Annotated in this window: 14 protein-coding genes; 11 read left to right on the top strand and 3 right to left on the bottom strand. The window is 72.3% G+C overall.

The genetic code is table 11. From position 1 onward, the window contains the following. Positions 1-271: 271 nt before the first annotated feature. From QQM67_RS27750 to QQM67_RS27715, 8 genes are all read left to right on the top strand, one after another. Positions 272-3,550, top strand: a complete 3,279-nt coding sequence (locus tag QQM67_RS27750) for a family 78 glycoside hydrolase catalytic domain (RefSeq protein WP_314177670.1) — start codon at positions 272-274, stop codon at positions 3,548-3,550. Between the two features lie 152 nt (positions 3,551-3,702). Next, positions 3,703-4,875 carry an L-rhamnose isomerase gene (gene rhaI, locus QQM67_RS27745; protein ID WP_314177667.1) on the top strand — a complete coding sequence of 391 codons (1,173 nt, stop codon included), beginning with the start codon at positions 3,703-3,705 and terminating at the stop codon, positions 4,873-4,875. Between the two features lie 6 nt (positions 4,876-4,881). After that, entirely contained in the window at positions 4,882-6,963 is a 2,082-nt protein-coding gene (locus QQM67_RS27740; RefSeq protein WP_314177665.1) for a bifunctional aldolase/short-chain dehydrogenase, read from the top strand. A gap of 113 nt (positions 6,964-7,076) precedes the next feature. Beyond that, on the top strand, positions 7,077-8,579 hold the full coding sequence (locus QQM67_RS27735) for a rhamnulokinase (protein WP_314177663.1): 1,503 nt from the start codon (positions 7,077-7,079) through the stop codon (positions 8,577-8,579). Between the two features lie 43 nt (positions 8,580-8,622). Then, positions 8,623-9,339, top strand: a complete 717-nt coding sequence (locus tag QQM67_RS27730) for a (Fe-S)-binding protein (protein ID WP_314177661.1) — start codon at positions 8,623-8,625, stop codon at positions 9,337-9,339. Continuing rightward, positions 9,336-10,835, top strand: coding sequence for a lactate utilization protein B (locus QQM67_RS27725; protein WP_314177659.1), 1,500 nt, complete (start codon positions 9,336-9,338; stop codon positions 10,833-10,835). The genes QQM67_RS27730 and QQM67_RS27725 overlap by 4 nt, the downstream gene beginning before the upstream one ends. Next, positions 10,832-11,488, top strand: a complete 657-nt coding sequence (locus tag QQM67_RS27720) for a LutC/YkgG family protein (RefSeq protein ID WP_314177657.1) — start codon at positions 10,832-10,834, stop codon at positions 11,486-11,488. Before QQM67_RS27725 ends, QQM67_RS27720 begins: the two co-directional genes overlap by 4 nt. 129 nt (positions 11,489-11,617) lie before the next feature. Further along, on the top strand, positions 11,618-12,730 hold the full coding sequence (locus QQM67_RS27715; RefSeq protein ID WP_314177655.1) for a questin oxidase family protein: 1,113 nt from the start codon (positions 11,618-11,620) through the stop codon (positions 12,728-12,730). A 25-nt stretch (positions 12,731-12,755) separates the two neighbouring features. Here QQM67_RS27715 and QQM67_RS27710 read toward each other — a convergent pair whose 3' ends face one another. After that, positions 12,756-13,277: an O-acetyl-ADP-ribose deacetylase gene (locus QQM67_RS27710; protein WP_314177653.1), complete on the bottom strand. Its 522-nt coding sequence runs from the start codon at positions 13,275-13,277 to the stop codon at positions 12,756-12,758. Between the two features lie 142 nt (positions 13,278-13,419). On the opposite strand from QQM67_RS27710, the gene QQM67_RS27705 reads away from it, so the two are divergent. Continuing rightward, the gene (locus QQM67_RS27705; protein ID WP_314177651.1) at positions 13,420-14,718 is read left to right on the top strand and encodes an exo-beta-N-acetylmuramidase NamZ family protein; all 1,299 of its coding nucleotides are present in this window, start codon (positions 13,420-13,422) and stop codon (positions 14,716-14,718) included. A 17-nt stretch (positions 14,719-14,735) separates the two neighbouring features. Here the strand turns inward: QQM67_RS27705 and QQM67_RS27700 are convergent, their stop codons facing one another. After that, entirely contained in the window at positions 14,736-16,043 is a 1,308-nt protein-coding gene (locus tag QQM67_RS27700) for an MFS transporter (RefSeq protein WP_399067768.1), read from the bottom strand. Between the two features lie 104 nt (positions 16,044-16,147). Further along, positions 16,148-17,296: a chitinase gene (locus QQM67_RS27695; protein WP_314177650.1), complete on the bottom strand. Its 1,149-nt coding sequence runs from the start codon at positions 17,294-17,296 to the stop codon at positions 16,148-16,150. 72 nt (positions 17,297-17,368) lie between these two features. On the opposite strand from QQM67_RS27695, the gene QQM67_RS27690 reads away from it, so the two are divergent. Together QQM67_RS27690 and QQM67_RS27685 are read left to right on the top strand one after the other, a co-directional pair. Next, positions 17,369-17,854, top strand: coding sequence for a hypothetical protein (locus QQM67_RS27690; RefSeq protein ID WP_314177648.1), 486 nt, complete (start codon positions 17,369-17,371; stop codon positions 17,852-17,854). 5 nt (positions 17,855-17,859) lie between these two features. Continuing rightward, positions 17,860-20,016, top strand: coding sequence for a bifunctional polysaccharide deacetylase/glycosyltransferase family 2 protein (locus QQM67_RS27685; RefSeq protein ID WP_314177646.1), 2,157 nt, complete (start codon positions 17,860-17,862; stop codon positions 20,014-20,016). The last annotated feature ends 46 nt before the right edge of the window (positions 20,017-20,062 follow it).

Raw genomic sequence — 20,062 nt, 5'->3', positions numbered from 1 at the left:
CGGCCGGGGCGTGGCCGCGGTGCGGCGGGTGCGAGTGGGCGCGTACGGGGTCGAAGTCGGCCGAGAAATGAAATGTTTCAAACAGTTTTCCGGGAAGCTAGCCCTCCAGGCCAGACGCGTCAAGAGCCCGGCACCGTACAAGCCACGTCGTCCACTACGGCGCTCTTGACGCCCGTACCTGGCCAGCTCTACGGTCCTGCCGCCCGTTTCATTGAAACGTTTCGCCCTCAGATACGGCAGCCGCTGGACGGCGGCGCCACAGGAGGTGCACATGATCAGCAGACGCCATCTGCTCGCCACCGCGACCGTCTCCGGAATGTCGGCGACCGCGCTCCCGCCCCTCTCCACCCCCGCCGTCGCCGCGGACGCGGGCGGGCGCCCCGGCGAGGACAGCGCGGCCGGCCTCCACGTCACAGGCACCACCACGGAGTACGCCGACCGGCCGCTCGGCCTCGACACCCCGCAGCCGAGGCTGAGTTGGACGCTCGGCTCGCGGCTGCCGGACCGGCTTCAGCAGGCCTACCGCATCCGTGTGGCCACCAGCCCCGGCCGCCTCTCCGACCCCGATGTGTGGGACAGCGGCAGGCGCACCTCCCGGCAGTCCGTCCTCGTGCCGTACGACGGGCCCGCGTTACGGCCCCGCACGCGCTACCACTGGTCTGTGCGGGTCTGGGACGAGCACGGCAGCCCGTCCCCCTGGTCCGCGCCCACCTGGTGGGAGACGGGCCTGATGGGCGGCGGGCAGTGGCGGTCGGAGTGGATCACGGCACCGCCCTCGCTCGTCGCGCCGCCCGCGCTGGAGGGCGCCGGCTGGATCTGGTTCCCCGAGGGCGACGCGGCCTCTCACGTACCGCCGGGCAAGCGCTGGTTCCGCGGCACCGCACACGTCGACGGCGAGGTCCGCGGAGCGCGGCTCGTGATCGCCGCCGACAACGGCTTCACCGCCTACGTCAACGGCACCGAGGTCGCCTCGCGCGACGCCCTGCCCGTGCAGAAGAGCTGGAGCAGGCCGGCGCTGCTCGACGTCACACACGAACTGCGGCCCGGCGCCAACACGTTGGCGGTCGTGGCCGTCAACTCCGAGGCGGGGCCCGCGGGTCTGCTGGCCGTGCTGGAGGCGACCACCGCGCAGGGCACCGAACGCCTCACCACGGACGGCACATGGAGGACGGCGGACGATCAGCCCGACGGCGCCTGGCACTCCCCCGGCTACGACGACAGCTCCTGGCCCCTCGCCCGCAAGGCCGCCGACTGGGGCGGAGACCCATGGGGCAAGGTGCTCGCCGAGCAGTCTCCGGCCCAACTGCGCCGCTCCTTCCGGCTTCCCGGCAGACGCGTCGCCCGGGCACGCCTCCACGCCACCGCCCTGGGGCTCTACGAGGCCCACCTCAACGGCGTCCGCGTGGGCGAGGACCGGCTCACCCCCGGCTGGACCGACTACGGCAAGCGCGTGGCGTACCGGACCTACGACGTCACCGAAGCGCTCCGGCACGGCGAGAACGCCCTCGCGGTCACGCTCGCTCCGGGCTGGTACGCCGGGAACGTGGGCTGGTTCGGGCAGCACCAGTACGGCGAACACCCGGCTCTGCTCGCCCAGTTGGAGGTGACGTACGAGGACGGCGGCACAACCCGCGTCGGTACCGACGCGCACTGGCGGGCCGCGAGAGGGCCGCTGGTGACCGCCGACCTGGTGATGGGCGAGCAGTACGACGCACGGTTCGAGACCCCCGGCTGGCGGGAGCCGGGCTACGACGACAGCGGCTGGAGACCCGTCACCGCCTCCCCCGGGCCCTCCGCCCGGGAAGGCTCCGGTTCGGGCGGCGGTCCGGGCCCGGCCGTCGTGGCCATGACCGACGCCCCCACCCGCGTGATGCGGGAGACCGAACCCGTCGGGATGGGCGAAGTGCGGCCCGGCGTCTTCCTGTTCGACTTCGGGCAGAACATGGTCGGCTGTGTGCGGCTCGCCGTCGCGGGCGGTGAGGCGGGCCGCCGGATCCAGCTGCGCCACGGCGAGGTCCTCGACCAGGACGGCGCCCTCTACGTCGCCAACCTCCGCACGGCACGCGCCGTCGACACCGTCACCCTCAAGGGCCCGGGGCCGGAGACCTACGAGCCGCGCTTCACCTTCCACGGATTCCGCTACGTCGAGGTGTCGGGCTATCCGGGAAGGCCGCCGCGCGACGCCGTCACCGGCCTGGTGATGCACACGGCCGCACCGTCCACGATGGAGTTCTCCACCGACGACCGGATGCTCAACAAGCTGCACGGCAACATCACTTGGGGGCAGCGCGGCAACTTCCTCTCCGTACCCACCGACACCCCCGCGCGCGACGAGAGGCTCGGCTGGTCCGGAGACATCAACGTCTTCTCCCCCACCGCCGCCTACACCATGGAGTCTGCGCGCTTCCTCACCAAGTGGCTCCAGGACCTGCGCGACGGCCAGGGCGAGGACGGCGCGTACCCCGACGTGGCCCCCTTCGTCGGCCCGGTCGGCAAGGGCGTCGCCGGCTGGGGCGACGCGGGCGTGACCGTGCCCTGGGCACTGCACCAGGCGTACGGGGACCTGCGCGTGCTACGGGAGAACTGGCCGGCGATGCGCCGGTGGATCGCCTATCTCCAGGAGCACAGCGACGGGTTGCTGCGGCCCGCCGAGGGCTACGGCGACTGGCTCAACGTCGACGACGAGACCCCGAAGGACGTCATCGGCACGGCGTACTTCGCGCATGTCACCGAACTCGTCGCGCGCACGGGCCGGTTACTGGGTGAGGACGCCGGCCCGTACGAGGAGCTGCACCGGCGGATCAAGGAGGCGTTCACCGCCGCCTACGCGGGCGAGGCGGGCCGGATCAAGGGCGACACCCAGACCGCGTACGTACTGGCGCTCTCCATGGACCTGCTGCCCACGTCCGCCGCGCGCCGGGCCGCCGCCACGCGGCTGGTGGAGCTGATCGAGGCGAAGGACTGGCATCTGTCCACGGGCTTCCTCGGCACCCCGCGGCTGCTGAGCGCGCTGACGGAGACGGGGCACATCGACGTCGCCCACCGCCTGCTGCACCAGGACACGTTCCCCTCCTGGGGATACCAGATCGGCAAGGGCTCCACGACGATGTGGGAGCGCTGGGACTCCATCAAGCCGGACGGCAGCTTCCAGGACGTGGGGATGAACTCGTTCAACCACTACGCCTACGGCTGCGTCGGCGAGTGGATGTACCGGAACCTGTCGGGCATCGCCCCGGCCGAGCCGGGGTTCCGCAGGACGCTGGTGCGGCCCCGCCCCGGCGGCGGCGTGCGCAGGGCGGACGCCCGGTACGACTCGCTCTACGGTCCTGTCGGCACGCACTGGACGCTCGACTCCGGTGGCCGCTTCCGCCTCACCGTCTCCCTGCCGCCCAACACCACGGGCGAGGTGTGGGTGCCTGCCGAGGCCCGGTCGGCGGTGCGTGCGCAGGGTGCGCGCTTCCTGCGCATGAGCGAGGGCTGCGCGGTCTTCGACGTCGGCTCGGGCACCCACCACTTCGCGTCGGAGGGCTTCGCGCCGGACGGCGCATGACGGAACCGCCGAGGTGGGCCGGCACCCCCGGGGTACGGGCCTATTGACGGCGGTCACCAGCAGAAGTAGCTTTCCTGAAACGTTTCATGGCATCGGTGGACGCGCGGCGGTGCGCCGGCCCGCGCGCCCACCGTGCCGCACAGAGGAGACGCATGTCAGAGCCGGATCCGGCGGCCGTGAGGGCCGCCCTCATGTCACAGCGGATCGAGACTCCCTCGTGGGCGTACGCGAACTCCGGGACCCGCTTCAAGGTGTTCGCGCAGCCGGGGGTGCCCCGCACGCCCGAGGAGAAACTGGACGACGCCGCACGCGTGCACGAGCACACCGGGGTCGCGCCGACCGTCGCGCTGCACATCCCGTGGGACAAGGTGGAGGACTACGGCGCGCTGGCCGCGTACGCGAAGGAGCGCGGGCTGCGGCTGGGCACCATCAACTCCAACGTCTTCCAGGACGACGACTACAAGCTCGGCTCTGTCACGCACCCCGACGCCGCGGTCCGCCGCAAGGCGCTGGACCATCTGCTGGAGTGCGTCGACATCATGGACGCGACCGGCTCCCGCGATCTGAAGCTGTGGTTCGCCGACGGCACCAACTACCCCGGCCAGGACGACATACGGGCCCGTCAGGACCGGCTGGCCGAGGCGCTGACGGCGGTCCGAGACAGGCTCGGCCCGGACCAGCGGATGCTGCTGGAGTACAAGTTCTTCGAGCCGGCTTTCTACACCACCGACGTCCCCGACTGGGGCACGGCCTACGCGCACTGCCTGAAGCTCGGGCCGAAGGCCCAGGTCGTCGTCGACACCGGACACCACGCGCCGGGCACGAACATCGAGTTCATCGTCGCGCTCCTGCTGCGCGAGGGACGGCTCGGCGGCTTCGACTTCAACTCCCGCTTCTACGCGGACGACGACCTGATGGTCGGCGCCGCCGACCCGTTCCAGCTCTTCCGCATCATGCACGAAGTGGTGGGCGGCGGAGGGCTGGAGGACGACGCCGGGATCGCCTTCATGCTGGACCAGTGCCACAACATCGAGCCCAAGATCCCCGCCATCATCCGCTCGGTGATGAACGTGCAGGAGGCCACCGCGAAGGCGCTGCTCGTCGACCGCGAGGCACTGGAGAGCGCCCAGCGCTCCGGTGACGTGCTCGGCGCCAACGCCGTGCTGATGGACGCCTACAACACCGACGTGCGCCCGCTCCTCGCCCAGGTGCGCGAGGAGAGCGGCCGGGAGGCCGACCCCGTCGCCGCCTACCACCGCTCGGGATGGGCACAGAAGATCACCGAAGAACGCAAGGGCGGCCAGCAGGCCGGCTGGGGAGCGTAGTTCAGCATGACGGCACCAGAACAGGCCCAGGCGCAAACCCCGGCACAGGCACAGCGGCACGCGACGGTCGGTGAGCTGCTGGCGCGCTCGCACCGCCTCGGCGCCGACCCCCGCAACACCAACTACGCGGGCGGCAACACCTCGGCCAAGGGCCTCGCGCCCGACCCCGTCACCGGGCAGGAGACCGAACTGCTGTGGGTCAAGGGCTCCGGCGGCGACCTGGGAACCCTCACCGAGGACGGGCTCGCCGCCCTGCGCCTGGACCGGCTGCGGGCGCTGAAGGACGTCTACCCGGGCGTCGAGCGCGAGGACGAGATGGTCGCCGCGTTCGACTACTGCCTGCACGGCAGGGGCGGCGCCGCGCCGTCCATCGACACGGCCATGCACGGCCTGCTTGACGCGCCCCACGTCGACCACCTCCACCCCGACTCCGGCATCGCACTGGCCTGCGCCGCAGACGGGGAGAAGCTGACCCGCGAGTGCTTCGGCGACAGCGTGGTGTGGGTGCCCTGGCGGCGTCCGGGCTTCCAGCTGGGCCTGGACATCGCCGCCGTCAGGGAGGAGAACCCGCAGGCGATCGGATGCGTACTGGGTGGCCACGGCATCACCGCGTGGGGCGATTCGAGCGAGGAGTGCGAACGCAACTCGCTGCACATCATCACCACGGCGGCCGGCTTCCTCGCCGAGCGCGGCAAACCGGAGCCCTTCGGCCCCGTACGGGAGGGGTACGAGCCGCTGCCGCGGGAGGCGCGGCGGGAGCGTGCCGCGGCGCTCGCCCCGGTCCTGCGCGGGCTGGCCTCCACGGACCGGCCCCAGATCGGCCACTTCGACGACTCCTCGGCGGTGCTGGACTTCCTCTCCCGCGAGGAGCATCCGCGCCTCGCGGCGCTGGGCACCTCGTGCCCCGACCACTTTCTGCGGACGAAGGTCCGGCCGCTCGTCCTCGATCTGCCCGCGGCTGCGCCGCTGGAGGAGGCCGTCTCGCGGCTGCGGGAGCTGCACGGGGAGTACCGCGACGGATACCGCGCCTACTACGAGCGGCACGCCTCTGCCGGCTCGCCACCGATGCGGGGCGCCGACCCGGCGGTGGTGCTGGTGCCGGGCGTGGGGATGTTCTCCTTCGGCAAGGACAAGCAGACGGCGCGCGTGGCGGGCGAGTTCTATCTCAACGCGGTCAATGTGATGCGCGGCGCCGAGGCAGTCTCCCGTTACTCCCCCATCCCGGAGTCCGAGAAGTTCCGTATCGAGTACTGGGAGTTGGAGGAGGCCAAGCTGCGCCGCATGCCGGCGCCCAGGCCCCTGGCGACGCGCATCGCGCTGGTGACCGGTGCCGCCTCGGGCATCGGGCGGGCGATCGCGCACCGGCTGGCCGCGGAGGGCGCGTGTGTGGTCGTGGCCGACCGGAACGCGGGGAGCGCCGAGGAGGTCGCCCGCGAACTGGGCGGTCCGGACAAGGCGGTTGCCGCCGCCGTCGACGTCACGTCCGAGGACGAGATCGCGGCGGCGTTCCGGGAGGCTGTGCTCGCCTTCGGCGGCGTCGACCTCGTGGTCAACAACGCGGGCATCTCCCTGTCCAGGCCGCTGCTGGAGACGACCTCGGAGGACTGGGACACGCAGCACGGCATCATGGCCCGCGGCTCCTTTCTGGCCTCGCGCGAGGCGGCCCGGGTGATGAAGGAGCAGGGAATGGGCGGCGACATCGTCTACATCGCCTCGAAGAACGGCGTCTTCGCCGGCCCGAACAACATCGCCTACGGCGCGGCCAAGGCCGACCAGGCGCACCAGGTCAGGCTGCTCGCCGCCGAACTGGGCGAGCTGGGCGTCCGCGTCAACGGCGTCAACCCCGACGGTGTCGTGCGGGGTTCGGGGATCTTCGCGGGCGGCTGGGGCGCGCAGCGCGCGGCCGTCTACGGGGTGCCCGAGGAGAAGCTCGGCGAGTTCTACGCCCAGCGGACGCTGCTGAAGCGGGAGGTGCTGCCGGAGCACGTCGCGAACGCCGTCTTCGCCCTGACGGGCGGGGACTTGAGCCACACCACGGGTCTGCACGTCCCGGTCGACGCCGGTGTCGCCGCGGCGTTCCTGCGCTGAGAGCCGGGCCCGACGGAGGGACGCCCGCCGTCACCGGAGAAGAGCTTCCCGAATCCCGCCGTCCGCCGAGCCGCCGAGTCCCCGTCCGCCATCTGCCCGCAAGGACCGCCGCCGTGTCACCTTCCGCGCCCTCCGCCACGCCCCGGCACGCCGGAGCCCGGTTCGCCGCCGTCGACCTCGGCGCGTCCAGCGGGCGCGTCATCACGGGCGGCTTCGGCGAGGGGCCGGTGGATCTGAGGGAGGTGCACCGCTTCCCCAACAGGCCGGTCCGTACGGGCGGAACGCTGCACTGGGACATCCTCGCCCTCTACCAGGGCGTGCTCGACGGGCTGCGGAAGGCGGGGCCCGTGGCGTCCGTCGGGGTGGACTCCTGGGCCGTGGACTACGGCCTCCTGGACGCCGACGGCGTGCTGCTGGGCAATCCGGTCCACTACCGGGACGCCCGTACGGAGGGCATGGCCGACCGTCTCGCGGAGGCGCTGACGCCGCAGGAGCTGTACGCGCACACCGGCCTCCAGTACCTCCCGTTCAACACGGTGTACCAGCTGGCCGCCGCCCGTGACTCCGCCCAACTGGCCGCGGCACGGCAGCTGTTGCTCATACCGGACCTCATCTCGTACTGGCTGACGGGCGTGCGCGGCACGGAGCTGACCAACGCCTCCACCACCCAGCTCATCGACCCCCGCACACGCGACTGGTCGCAAGAGGTGGCCGCCGCCGCGGGCGTGCCGCTGTCGCTCTTCCCGCCGCTGCGGCTTCCCGGGGAACCGGCGGGCGAGCTGCTGCCGGGCGTGCTGAGCGAGACGGGGCTGACGGGCCCGGTCCCGGTGACCGCCGTAGGGTCGCACGACACCGCGTCCGCGGTCGCCGCCGTTCCGTCCGTCTCCCGCCGCTTCGCCTACATCGCCACCGGAACCTGGTCGCTGGCCGGACTGGAACTCGCGCGGCCCGTGCTGACGGAGGCGAGCAGACAGGCCAACTTCACCAACGAGCTCGGCGTCGACGGCACGGTGCGCTACCTCCGCAACATCATGGGGCTGTGGCTGCTCCAGGAGTGCATGCGCACCTGGGAGTCGGAGGGCCGCCCGCAGGATCTGCCCGCGCTGCTGCGCGAGGCGGCCGCGTGCCGGCCGCTGAAGTCGGTGGTCGACGCGGGAGATCCGGAGTTCCTCGCGCCGGACGGAATGCCCGGGCGCATCGGCGAGGCGTGCCGTCGCTCGGGCCAGCCGGTGCCGCGGGACCCGGCGGAGACGGCGCGCTGCGTGCTGGACTCCCTCGCGCTCGCGCACCGGCTGGCGGTCGAGGACGCCCAGCGCCTCGCGGACACCGAGGTCGACGTGGTGCACGTCGTCGGCGGCGGTGTGCACAACGAGCTGCTGTGCCAACTCACCGCCGACGCCTGCCGGTTGCCTGTGATCGCCGGTCCCGCGGAGGCCTCGGCGCTCGGCAGCGTCGTCGTGCAGGCGCGGGCGCACGGAGTGATAAGGGGTGACATGGGGCTGGTCAGGGGACTGTTGTATGAAAGCCTGCCGCTGCGGACGTACGAACCGTCCGGTGGCCCCGGCGGTCCGCAGGCCTGGTCCCGGGCAGCGGAGCGGGTCCGCGCCGGCCGCTGAGCACACGCCCGGGACGGGCGGAGAGCAGAGAAAAGGAGGGATCGTGCGGGTCGCACTCTTCATCACCTGCATCAACGACGCGCTCTATCCCCGCACCGGGCAGGCCGTCGTGACCCTCCTGGAGCGGCTGGGCGTCGAGGTCGGCTTCCCCGACGCCCAGAGCTGCTGCGGGCAGCCGCAGTTCAACACCGGCTACCGCAGCGAGGCGGCGCCGCTCGCGCGCCGCTACGCCGACGTCTTCCGCGGCTACGACCACATCGTCGTCCCCTCCGGGTCGTGCGCGGCGATGGTGCGCGACAACTACCCGCGGATCGACGCCGATGCGACGGCCGGTGCCGTGGCCCGTACCCGGGAGCTGACCGAGTTCCTCGTCGACGTGCTGGGCGTGACGGACGTCGGCGCGTACTACCCGCACACCGTGACCTACCACCCCACCTGCCACGGGCTGCGCATGCTGGGCCTCGGCGACCGTCCGCGCCGGCTGCTGGAGGCCGTGAAAGGGCTGCGGCTGGTGGAGCTGGAGGGCGCGGAGGAGTGCTGCGGATTCGGGGGCACGTTCGCGGTGAAGAACGCGGACGTCTCCGCCGCGATGGGCGCCGACAAGGCCCGCCACATCGAGGAGACGGACGCGGAGGCGGTCTGCACCGTCGACAACTCCTGCCTGATGCACATCGGCGGCGTTCTCAGGCGGCGCGGCGCCGCGGCCCGCCCCGTGCACATCGCCGAGATCCTTGCCGGCACCGAGGAGGCACCACTGTGAGCGGTACGTATCTGGGCATGCCGTCCTTCCCTCGGGCCGCGGCCTCCTCGACCCGGGACATGCGGCTGCGCGGCAACCTGCGGCACGCTGCGCACACCATCCGCGCCAAGCGGGCCCAGGCGGTCGAAGAGCTGGGCGACTGGGCGCAGTTGAGGGCGGCGGGCGCGGCGCTGAAGAACCGGACGCTGCGCCACCTCGACCACTACCTGGAGCAGTTGGAGGCCGCGGTCACCGCCGCCGGCGGCCAGGTGCACTGGGCGCGCGACGCGGACGAGGCCAACCGCATCGTGACGGAGCTGGTCCTCGCGACGGGCGAGAGCGAGGTCGTGAAGGTCAAGTCCATGGCCACGCAGGAGACCGGGCTCAACGAGGCCCTGGCGAGGGCGGGCGTCTCCGCGTACGAGACCGACCTCGCCGAACTGATCGTGCAGCTCGGCGACGACCTGCCCTCGCACATCCTCGTCCCCGCCATCCACCGCAACCGCGACCAGATCCGCGACATCTTCCGCGAGAAGATGGGCAGTTGGGGCCGGGCCGCGCCGAGGGGTCTCAGCGACGACCCGGCCGAGCTCGCCGAGGCGGCGAGGCTGCATCTGCGCGAGAAGTTCCTGAACGCCAAGGTCGGCGTCTCCGGCGCCAACTTCATGGTCGCCGAGACCGGGACCCTCGTCGTCGTGGAGTCCGAGGGCAACGGCCGCATGTGCCTGACGCTGCCCGAGACGCTGATCTCGGTGGTGGGCATCGAGAAGATCGTGCCGACCTGGCAGGACCTGGAGGTCTTCCTCCAGACCCTGCCGCGCTCCTCCACGGCGGAGCGCATGAACCCCTACACCTCGACCTGGACGGGCACGACGGACGAGGACGGTCCGTCCCACTTCCACCTCGTCCTGCTCGACAACGGCCGCACCGACGCGCTCGCCGACACGGTCGGCCGGCAGGCCCTGCGCTGCATCCGCTGCTCGGCGTGCCTGAACGTCTGCCCCGTCTACGAGCGCGCCGGGGGCCACGCCTACGGCTCGGCCTATCCGGGGCCGATCGGCGCCATCCTCACTCCGCAACTGCGCGGTGTGCACAGCGAGTTGGACGCGTCGCTGCCGTACGCGTCGTCGCTGTGCGGCGCCTGCTACGAGGTGTGCCCCGTCGCCATCGACATCCCCGAGGTCCTGGTGCATCTGCGCGAGCGCGTCGTCGAGGGCGGCACCGTCAGCGTCCGCGGGCAGAAGACCACCATCCGCCCGGCGAAGGGGCACGCCGCCGAGCGTGCGGTGATGCGGGCCGCCCGGTGGACCTTCGACCACCCGCGGGCCCTGCGGGCCGGCCAGCGGCTGGCGTCCCGCACGCGCCGCCTGGCCCCGCGGCGTCTTCCGCTGCCCGGCCCGGCCAAGGCGTGGTCGGACAGCCGGGATCTGCCGCGCCCGGCGCCCGAGTCGTTCCGCGACTGGTGGCGGCGCAACCGCGGCCCGGGCTCAGGAGAGCAGAAGGGAGCCGGCGAGTGAACAGCCGCGAGACCGTACTGGGGCGCGTGCGCCGCGCACTGGCAGACGTGCCGCGCGACGAGGGGCCGGACGAGACCGCCGTGCCCCGCGACTACTGGACCAGCCACGCCGAGCGCACCGACGCGCAACGGCTGGACCTCCTCGCGGAGAACCTCGCCGACTACCGCGCCCTGGTGCACCGTTGCACGCCCGAGCAGCTGCCCGCCGTCATCGCGGAGCTGCTGGGCTCGCGCGGTGCCCGCAGCGTCGTGGCGCCCTCCGGTGTCCCCGCGGACTGGCTGCCGGGAGAGGTCGAGCGCGTCGCCGACGACCCGTCGATGTCGCCGCACGAACTCGACGCCCTCGACAGCGTCGTGACCGGCTGCGCCGTGGCGATCGCCGAGACGGGGACCATCGTGCTGGACGCCGGAGCGGACCAGGGACGGCGCCGCATCTCGCTCGTGCCGGACCACCACATCTGCGTCGTCCGCGCTCCGGAGCAGATCGTGAACTCGGTGCCGCAGGCGCTGACGCGGCTGGACCCGGTGCGCCCGCAGACGTGGATCTCCGGCCCGTCCGCCACCAGCGACATCGAACTCGACCGCGTCGAAGGGGTGCACGGCCCCCGCACCCTGGAGGTCGTCATCACCTCGCCGGACGGGCCGCCGGCGTGACCAGGCAGTACGGGCGACGGGCGGCTCTGACGGGCAGGTCCTAGGACCTCCTCCGTATCCGCCGCTCCACCCCCGGCCTACGCTGCCGGACCGTTACGCACCCGCGGCCCGACGCCTAGCGTCACCGGCATGGACACCCATGGAACCGACAGCAGCGGGACGCTCGACGAGGCGCTGGAGCGGCTGCACAGCAGCGGCCCCGAGCGCAACGACTGGCTCAGCAACCACGCCCCCATGGCCGTCGAGGCGCTGGTGCGGCACGGAAAGGCACCCGCCGTGCACGCGTGGATCGACCGCTACCGGGACAAGCTGGAGGAGATGCCCTCGCCGTCCTCGCGGGTGACGGACGCCGACTGGCAGGAGGCGCTGGGAGATCCGCGACGGCTGGCCGACTGGATCGCGTACTTCACGCGGCAGTTGGAGGAGCGACCCTGGCGGGAGGTGCTCGCCGAGTGGTGGCCGCGGATGCTTCCCGGCATCAGCGCCGCGGCGACGCACGGTGTGATCCGCGTGGGCCACTCCGTACGGACCCTGCTCGACGAGGAGCCGCCCGCCGCCGGCCGCCCCTCGGACTCGCCGCGCGTGGCGGAGCTCGCACACGCCCTGGGCTACTGGGCCGGCCGCTACAGCACGCTGCCCGGCGTCTCGTCGCTGCCCGCGGCGGCCTCGCCCGAGGCGGGGCTCGCGGACGTGCCCCGCGTGAGCGACCAGAGCGGCGGCATCCGGGAGCGGCTGGCCCGTATCACGGCGCTGCCCGCCCGACCGGGAACGGACGGCGCGCATCCCGCGGACGTGCGCGCGGAGTTGAGCGGCCTCGTGCGGGCGGCCACGCACCGGTACGCGACGCACGCGCACGGCTCGCCCGTGATGCTCGTGCACGCGGCGACCGCGCCGAACGCCGTGCTGCGGACGCTGCCCGCGCTGCCGGAGCGGCTGTGGCTGCCGAGCCTCGACGCGGCCTGGTCGGCGGCCACGGCGGTCACCGCCGCCTACGCACCGGCCGCCGCGGTGCCCGCGCCCCTCGCGGCGGCCTCGCGCCTCACCGCCGAGGAGGTCTTCGAGAGGGCGGCGGCACACGGCGACGAGCACACCATCAAGCTCACGGACACCGCCCTGGACGTGGCGGCCGGAAACGGAAACGGAGACGGCGAAGGCAAGGGTGACGGCGAGGGCGAGGACGGACCGTACGCGCTGGCCGCCGCCCTGCGCGCCGCCGAACTCATCGACCCGGCGGGCGCGTGAGCGCGCCGCCCCCTCCGGCCCCGCGTCACAGCTCCGCGGCGAAGATCCCGTAGGAGCGCTCGTCGAAGAGGACGAACCGCACCTCGTCGAAGGCCGCGGCCTCCTCGCGCACGGTGGCGACCGCGATGCGCGCGGCGTCGTCGAGCGGCCAGCCGTACACGCCCGTGGACACCGCCGGGAACGCCACGGTGCGGGCGCCCAACTCCCGTGCGACGCGCAGCGATTCGCGGTAGCAGGAGGCCAGCAGCTGCGAGCGGTCCTCGCTCTTCGCCCAGACGGGTCCCACGGTGTGGATCACCCAGCGGGCGGGCAGCCGCCCCGCGGTGGTGGCGACGGCCTGCCCGGTGGGCAGCCCCTCCTCATAGCGGGAGGAGCGCAGGTCGCGGCACTCGGCGAGGATGCCGGGCCCGCCCTTGCGGTGGATGGCCCCGTCGACGCCCCCGCCGCCCAGCAGCGAGGAGTTGGCGGCGTTGACCACAGCGTCGACGTCCTGTTCGGTGATGTCGCCCTGGACGATCGTGACGCCGGGGTTCGTCGGATTCGGCATACGGGTCATCCTCGCACCGGCCCGCTGCCATTGTGCGTACCACTGGCAGCGTGCGCGCACCCTGGCAGCCACCATGGCCGTGGGATAACTTGCGTCACCAGCCGTGCCCTGACCACGCCGTCTTAAGGAAGGACGCCCGCCGATGTCCAGCGCCCCCTCCCGCCGTTCGATCTTCCTCGGCGGCACGGCTGCCGCCCTCGGCGCCCCGCTGCTCACCTCCAGCACCGCGTCCGCGGCCACGGCGGCGCGTGAGGGCCGCGGGGGCGCCACGCCCGTCACGACGGGCGCGGAGGTCGCCGCGGCCTCCGGCTGGCGTCAGCTGCGCGGCCGCAAGGTCGGCGTCGTCAGCAACCCCACGGGCGTGCTGCGGAACACCAGCCACGTCGTGGACTCCATGGCGGCGCAGAAGGAGCTGAACATCGTCGGGGTCTTCGGCCCCGAGCACGGCTTCCGCGGCAGCGCGCAGGCGGGCGAGTCCGAGCCGGAGTTCGAGGATCCGCGTACGGGTCTGACGGTCTACGACGCCTACGGCGCGGACGCGGCGAAGATGGCGAAGCTCTTCCGCAAGGCCGGTGCCGACACCATCGTCTTCGACATCCAGGACGTGGGGGTGCGCTACTACACCTACATCTGGACGATGTATCAGGCGATGGTCGCCGCCCGCGACATCGGCGCCTCCTTCCTCGTACTGGACCGTCCCAACCCGGTCGGGCGGCGGGCGGACGGGCCGATGATGACGAAGGACTTCACCTCCGGCGTCGGGCTCAGGCCGATCATCCAGCAGCACGGCCTGACTGTGGGTGAGCTGGCCGGCTACTTCAACGGCGAGCTGCTGCCGGACGAGGGCAAGGGCGGCAAGGCGGACCTGGAGGTCGTGCGCGTGCGCGGCTGGGACGCGTCGTCGCCGGCGCAGGAGACGGGCCTTCCGTGGGTGCCGCCGTCGCCGAACATGCCGTTCCCCGACACCGCCACGGTCTACGCGGGCACCGGCTACTTCGAGGGCACGAACCTCTCGGAGGGACGGGGCACCACGCGGCCCTTCGAGTTCATCGGCGCGCCCTGGCTCGACTACCACTACAGCGACCGGCTCAACGCCCGCAAGCTGCCCGGAGTCCGCTTCAGGGAGGGCTACTTCGTGCCCACCTTCAGCAAGCACGAGGGCAAGACGTGCGCGGGCGTCCAGCTGCACGTCACCGATCCGCGGCGCTACCGTCCCATTCCGACGGCGGTCGCGATGCTGGCCGAGGCGATGGAGTACGACGACTTCGCCTGGCGCAAGGACGACGACCCCCGCCCGTACTGGATCGACAAGCTCTCCGGTTCGACGCGGCTGCGGACGATGCTCGACGCGGGCAAGGACACCGACGAGATCACCGCCGCATGGGACGAGGAGGTCCGCGCCTTCGACCGCACCCGCCGGAAGTACTTCCTCTACCCCTGACCCGGCGGGAGGCACGCCTACCGGTCGAGGGGCTTGTTCGCTCCCTCCGGCAGCTTCAGATAGACGAGCGCCGAGATCAGGCACAGCGCCGCCACATACCAGGGGAAGGCCCCGGGCCGTCCCAGCTCCTTGAAGAGCGTGCCCATATAGGGGGCGGTGCCGCCGAAGAGCGCCACCGTGGCGGAGTACGGGAAGCCGATGCCGGACGCGCGGACGCGGGCGGGGAAGACCTCGGCGTTCACGGCGGCGGCGATCGAGGTGTAGCCAGTGAGCAGGACCATCCCGGCGCACTGCACGAGCAGCAGCGAGACGAACGAGGTGTCGATCGCGCTGAGCATCGGCACGCACAGCACGGCGAAGCCGATCGAGAAGGTGAGCAGCAGCGGCTTGCGGCCGACGCGGTCGGAGAGCAGCCCGCCGAGCGGCTGAAGCAGGGCGAAGAACGCCAGCGAGATCGTGCCGATCAGGAGCGAATCGCCCTTGTCGAAGCCGACGTTGACCTGTGCGTACGTCGGGAGGTACGAGGTCCAGGTGTAGTAGGCGATGGTGGCGCCGGTGGTGATGCCGCAGATCAGCAGCGACTCGCGCGGATGCGTGCGCAGCGCCTCGAAGAGCCCCGGGCGCGGTGCGGCCTGCAGCTCGGCGCTGCGGGTCTCCTGCGAGCTCCGCCTGATCCAGAAGCCCACGAGGCTGAGGACCGCGCCGAACACGAACGCCGCGCGCCAGCCCCACTGGTGCATCGCCGCGTCGTCGACGCGGGCGACGAGCAGCGCGGTGATGCCGGAGGCGATGAGCTGGCCGACGGTGGTGGAGACGTACTGGAAGCTGGAGAAGAGCCCGCGCCGGCCCGGTCCCGCCGACTCCACGAGGAAGGTCGTGGCCGCGGCGAACTCACCGCCGACGGAGAGTCCTTGGAGCAGCCTGGCGACGACGAGCACGAGCGGGCCGAGCAGCCCGGCGGCGGCGTAGGTGGGGGTCACCGCCAGCAGGAGGCTGCTGCCGCCCATGAGCAGGATGGTGGCAGTCAGCGCGGCGCGGCGTCCCCGGCGGTCGGCGATGGCGCCCAGCAGCAGCCCGCCGATGGGGCGCATGAAGAAGCCGACGGCGAAGACGGCGAACGTCGACAGGAGGGGGACGAGGGAGTTGTCCGCGCTCGCGGGGAAGATCTCGTCGGCGATGAAGGTCGCGAGGAAGGTGTAGGCGAGCCAGTCGTACCACTCGACGGCGTTGCCTACGGAGGCGGCGAGAAGCTGTCGCCCCGAACGCATCGGCTGGGCCTCGCCGGCTGCCTTCGCGGGGCCGGCGGCATCGGTGGGCTGCGTCATGCGCCGTCATCTCCCCCGGAATCGAGGTGCGGACACGCGTGTGGACGGATGCTCACGAAACCCGCGTGCGCGCGCTCTCGTCCCGTCGGCCTCATCGTGCGGACTCAACGCGCAGGCGCATCCCCCTGTTTCGTCCCGGACAGCTGTTTCGTCCCGGACAGCGCCGCCGCGAAGGCGCCCTCGTCCTGGGTGACGCCGCTGCACGCCTCGTCCACCTCCGGCTTGGGGCCGCCCGCGCACTGCCGGTCGCGTGCGGCGGACCACATGGACAGCCCGCCCAGGTTCCGCTTCGCGGCGAACGCGGCCAGCTGTGCGGCGTCGTCCAGCGTGAAGGTCTCGTGCTCGATGTCGTTGACGCCGATCATGACCGTGACCCGCAGCGCCCGCCACGCGGCGGCGTCGGACAGGCCGAGCAGATCCGTCATCTGCCGGTGCGAGGCCCGCGCCGCCGCGATCGCGTAGTCGCCCATGTCCCCTGTGTGGGAAGGGCTGTAGCTCATCGCCATGACGTTCACGGCCGAGATCCTCACATCCAGGCGGGCGGCGCGCCGGAGCAACTCCTCGCTCTGCGGCGTCAGTCCCGTGGGCATCACGGGAAGCGTGAACGACACCTCCGGTCCCGCACGCCGGCTCTGGAGCGACGTGATCGCCTTCGCCCGGCGCGTCAGGGCGGCGGAGTCCTCCAGTGTGTCGCCCTCGATGTCGAAGTCCGCCGACGAGGCGCCGGTCTGCTTGAGCACCCGCCCGTAGGCGGCGGCGAGTTCGGAGGTGCTGTCGCAGGCCTCGGCCAGCTCCGTGCCGGTGGCGCCGCCGAAGGACACGCGGATGTCCGCGCCGCTCTTCTTCAGCGCAGCGACGCGCCTCGTCGCCGACGGGTCGTCGATCGCGGTCCCGTCGTCCCACACGGGCGTGCACTCGTCACGGCCGGAGGCGACGGCGAACGCCACGTGGTACGCCGACGGGGAGCCCGCGGTGTCGGTGGCGGCGGCCGTCATGGCGTTCACGTACGGGGCGAAGGGCACGGCGGAGCGTGCTCCCCCGGCGCCGTCGCGGGCGCCGGTGCCGGTGCCGTCGCCGTCGCCGTCGCCGTCCGAAGGCGTGCCGCCCGCCGAGCATCCCGCGCAGACCATCGCGAGGAGGAACGCCGCCAGCCGGACCGTCCAGTGCCGCACGTCGATCGCGCCCCTTCCGGGTCCCTCGAAGGAGCCCTCGCGGGAAGTCGCCGCCCCGCGAGAGCGTTCGGTTCTGCGCAAACCATGGCACTTCCCTGATGCACCTGACGGACTCACAGAGAATTCACAAGAACGGTCTCCAGGGTGCCGCGCATGACTCTCTCCCCCACCGACGCGCACGACGGCGGCCACAGACGGCACGGGACGACGGAGCACGCCGGGGATCAGGCAGGGACCGGCCCGGAAGCGGTGGTCTTCGTGGACTCCACGGGCCGCCGCGCCCTGCTGCTGCGCCGAGCAGGGATCGTCTTCGGGGCCGCCGTCCTGGTGTACGCGGGGCTGCTCGGCGTGGCCTTCATGGGAGGCCCCTCGCTCGCCCCTTCGCAGCTGACCCCCTTCGACAGCGTCGGCACCGCCCAGGACCCGGGCGGCAACAGCGTGCAGCCGGCGGGCAGTTCACCCTCGGCGCGGCACACGGCGAGACAGTGCCGCAACCACTGCGGCAGGAAGTGCCGGAAGCACCCGGCGCAGTGCCGCAAGAGACTGCGTGAGAAGGCCCGCGAGCGGTCCGGGAGTTCGGCCGGGGCAGGCGGCGCGGCGCCCCGGCCGACCGCTTCCTCCTCCGTCGGGAGCCGCTGACGCACATGACCTCCACCGTCCCCCGTGCCCGGCACGCCAAGCCCGGCCAGCTCTCCGCGGCCCGCCGCCCCGCCCTCTTCGGACCACGCGCCGTCCTGGCCCTTCTCGCTCTGCTCGGGCTCGTCGGCGTGATGCTCTTCAACGGCTATCTGCACGCCGAACTCGGCGACGACAAACGGGTGCGCGAGAACGCGTCCTCCGACCGCGTCCCGCAGCGCGTCCTGAACGGCGGTTCCATGCTGTGGTTCCCCCACGGCAAGGCCCGCAGCCGGGCCGTCCCGCGCAAGACCGTCGCCCTCACCTTCGACGACGGGCCCGATCCGCGGTGGACCCCGAAGGTCCTCGCCGTGCTGGAGAAGTACGACGTGCCGGGCACCTTCTTCGTCGTCGGATCGATGACCGCGCGCTATCCGGGCACCGTCCGCGACATCGTCGACGGGGGCAACGAGGTCGGCGTCCACACCTTCACGCACGTCGACCTCTCGTACCAGAGCGCTCAGCGCGTCGAGCGGGAGATGGCCCAGACCCAGCTCGCCCTCGCCGGCGCCGCCGGGGTCAACACCTCGCTGTTCCGGGCCCCTTACTCCTCCACGCCGGACGCCGTCGACGACTACAGCTGGCCCGTGTACCGGCGGCTCGGCACCCGCGGCTACACCAGCTCCTTCGTGGACACCGACAGCGAGGACTGGCAGAGTCCCGGAGTTTCGAAGATCGTCGAGAACGCCACGCCGAAGGGCGCCAAGGGCACGTCCGTCCTCTTCCACGACTCCGGCGGCGACCGTTCCCAGACGGTCGCGGCGCTGCCCCGGTACATCGAGAAGATGAAGGCGCGGGGCTACACCTTCACCACCGTCAGCCAGGCGATGCGGCGCCCCAGCGCCCACAGGCAGGTCACGGGAGCGCCGCTCTGGCAGGGCAAGGCGCTCGTCGCGGCGACCGCCGTCGCGGAGTTCACCATGCCCGCCCTGGTCGTCGGGCTCACCGTCGTCGGCGTGGCCGTGCTGGGCCGCTCCGCGCTCATGCTCGTCCTCGCGCGGCGCCACCACCGGCAGCGCAACAGCCGCGGCTTCTTCTGGGGCCCGCGGGTGGTGGAGCCCGTCAGCGTGATCGTCCCGGCGTACAACGAGAAGGAGTGCATCGCCGGGACCGTCACCTCGCTCGCCCGGAGCACCCATCCCATCGAGATCATCGTGGTCGACGACGGTTCGACGGACGGCACCCCGGAGATCGTCGAGGCGCTCGGCCTGCGCAACGTCCGGGTCGTGCGGCAGGAGAACGCGGGCAAGGCCGCGGCCCTCAACAGGGGGATCGCCCAAGCCCGTTGGGGCATCGTCGTGATGATGGACGGCGACACCGTCTTCGAGCCGGACACGGTCCACACGCTGGTGCAGCCCTTCGCCGACCCGTCCGTCGGCGCGGTCGCGGGCAACGCCAAGGTCGGCAACCGCAGGACTCTCATCGGGGCGTGGCAGCACATCGAGTACGTGATGGGGTTCAACCTCGACCGCCGCATGTACGACCTGCTGCGCTGCATGCCCACCATCCCGGGCGCCGTCGGGGCCTTCCGGCGCGAGGCGCTCGCGCACACGGGCGGCATGAGCGAGGGCACCCTCGCCGAGGACACGGACGTCACCATCGCCCTGCAACGCTCGGGCTGGCGGGTCGTCTACGCCGAGCACGCCGTCGCCTGGACCGAAGCGCCGGGCTCCATGCGCCAGTTGTGGCGGCAGCGCTACCGCTGGAGCTACGGCACGATGCAGGCGCTGTGGAAGCACCGCCGTTCCGTCCTCGACCGGGGGCCCGCGGGGCGCTTCGGCCGGGTCGGACTGCCCATGGTCGTCCTCTTCCAGATCCTCACCCCGCTCCTCGCGCCGCTGATCGACCTCTTCACGCTCTACGCGGCGATCTTCATCGACCCGCTGAAGTCCCTGGCGGCCTGGGGGCTGGTCCTGGCCATTCAACTGGTCTCCACCGCCTACGCGTTCAGGCTGGACGGGGAGAAGTACCGCTACTTGCTGATGCTGCCGCTCCAGCAGATCGTCTACCGGCAGTTGATGTACCTCGTGCTGATCCACTCGTGCATCACCGCCGCGACCGGCGGCCGCATGCGCTGGCAGAAGCTCAAACGCACCGGAGAGGTCGGGGCGCTCAGTGCGGGATGACCCGGGGGGACGTGCCCGCCGTACGCACGGCAGCGTGCGGCGGTCG

Origin of the sequence: Streptomyces winkii (assembly GCF_032248595.1) — a bacterium.
Taxonomy (GTDB): domain Bacteria; phylum Actinomycetota; class Actinomycetes; order Streptomycetales; family Streptomycetaceae; genus Streptomyces; species Streptomyces winkii.
Note: the sequence above shows the minus strand (reverse complement) of the source record. Positions and strands in the feature narration are given on the sequence as shown.

What these genes read in the sequence shown, in the direction of transcription:
- QQM67_RS27740 (WP_314177665.1), top strand. Translation starts at nt 4,882, where the DNA reads ATGACGGCACCAGAACAGGCCCAGGCGCAAACCCCGGCACAGGCACAG.
- QQM67_RS27700 (WP_399067768.1), bottom strand. Translation starts at nt 16,043, where the DNA reads ATGACGCAGCCCACCGATGCCGCCGGCCCCGCGAAGGCAGCCGGCGAG.
- QQM67_RS27710 (WP_314177653.1), bottom strand. Translation starts at nt 13,277, where the DNA reads ATGCCGAATCCGACGAACCCCGGCGTCACGATCGTCCAGGGCGACATC.
- QQM67_RS27750 (WP_314177670.1), top strand. Translation starts at nt 272, where the DNA reads ATGATCAGCAGACGCCATCTGCTCGCCACCGCGACCGTCTCCGGAATG.
- rhaI (WP_314177667.1), top strand. Translation starts at nt 3,703, where the DNA reads ATGTCAGAGCCGGATCCGGCGGCCGTGAGGGCCGCCCTCATGTCACAG.
- QQM67_RS27685 (WP_314177646.1), top strand. Translation starts at nt 17,860, where the DNA reads ATGACCTCCACCGTCCCCCGTGCCCGGCACGCCAAGCCCGGCCAGCTC.
- QQM67_RS27690 (WP_314177648.1), top strand. Translation starts at nt 17,369, where the DNA reads ATGACTCTCTCCCCCACCGACGCGCACGACGGCGGCCACAGACGGCAC.
- QQM67_RS27715 (WP_314177655.1), top strand. Translation starts at nt 11,618, where the DNA reads ATGGACACCCATGGAACCGACAGCAGCGGGACGCTCGACGAGGCGCTG.
- QQM67_RS27705 (WP_314177651.1), top strand. Translation starts at nt 13,420, where the DNA reads ATGTCCAGCGCCCCCTCCCGCCGTTCGATCTTCCTCGGCGGCACGGCT.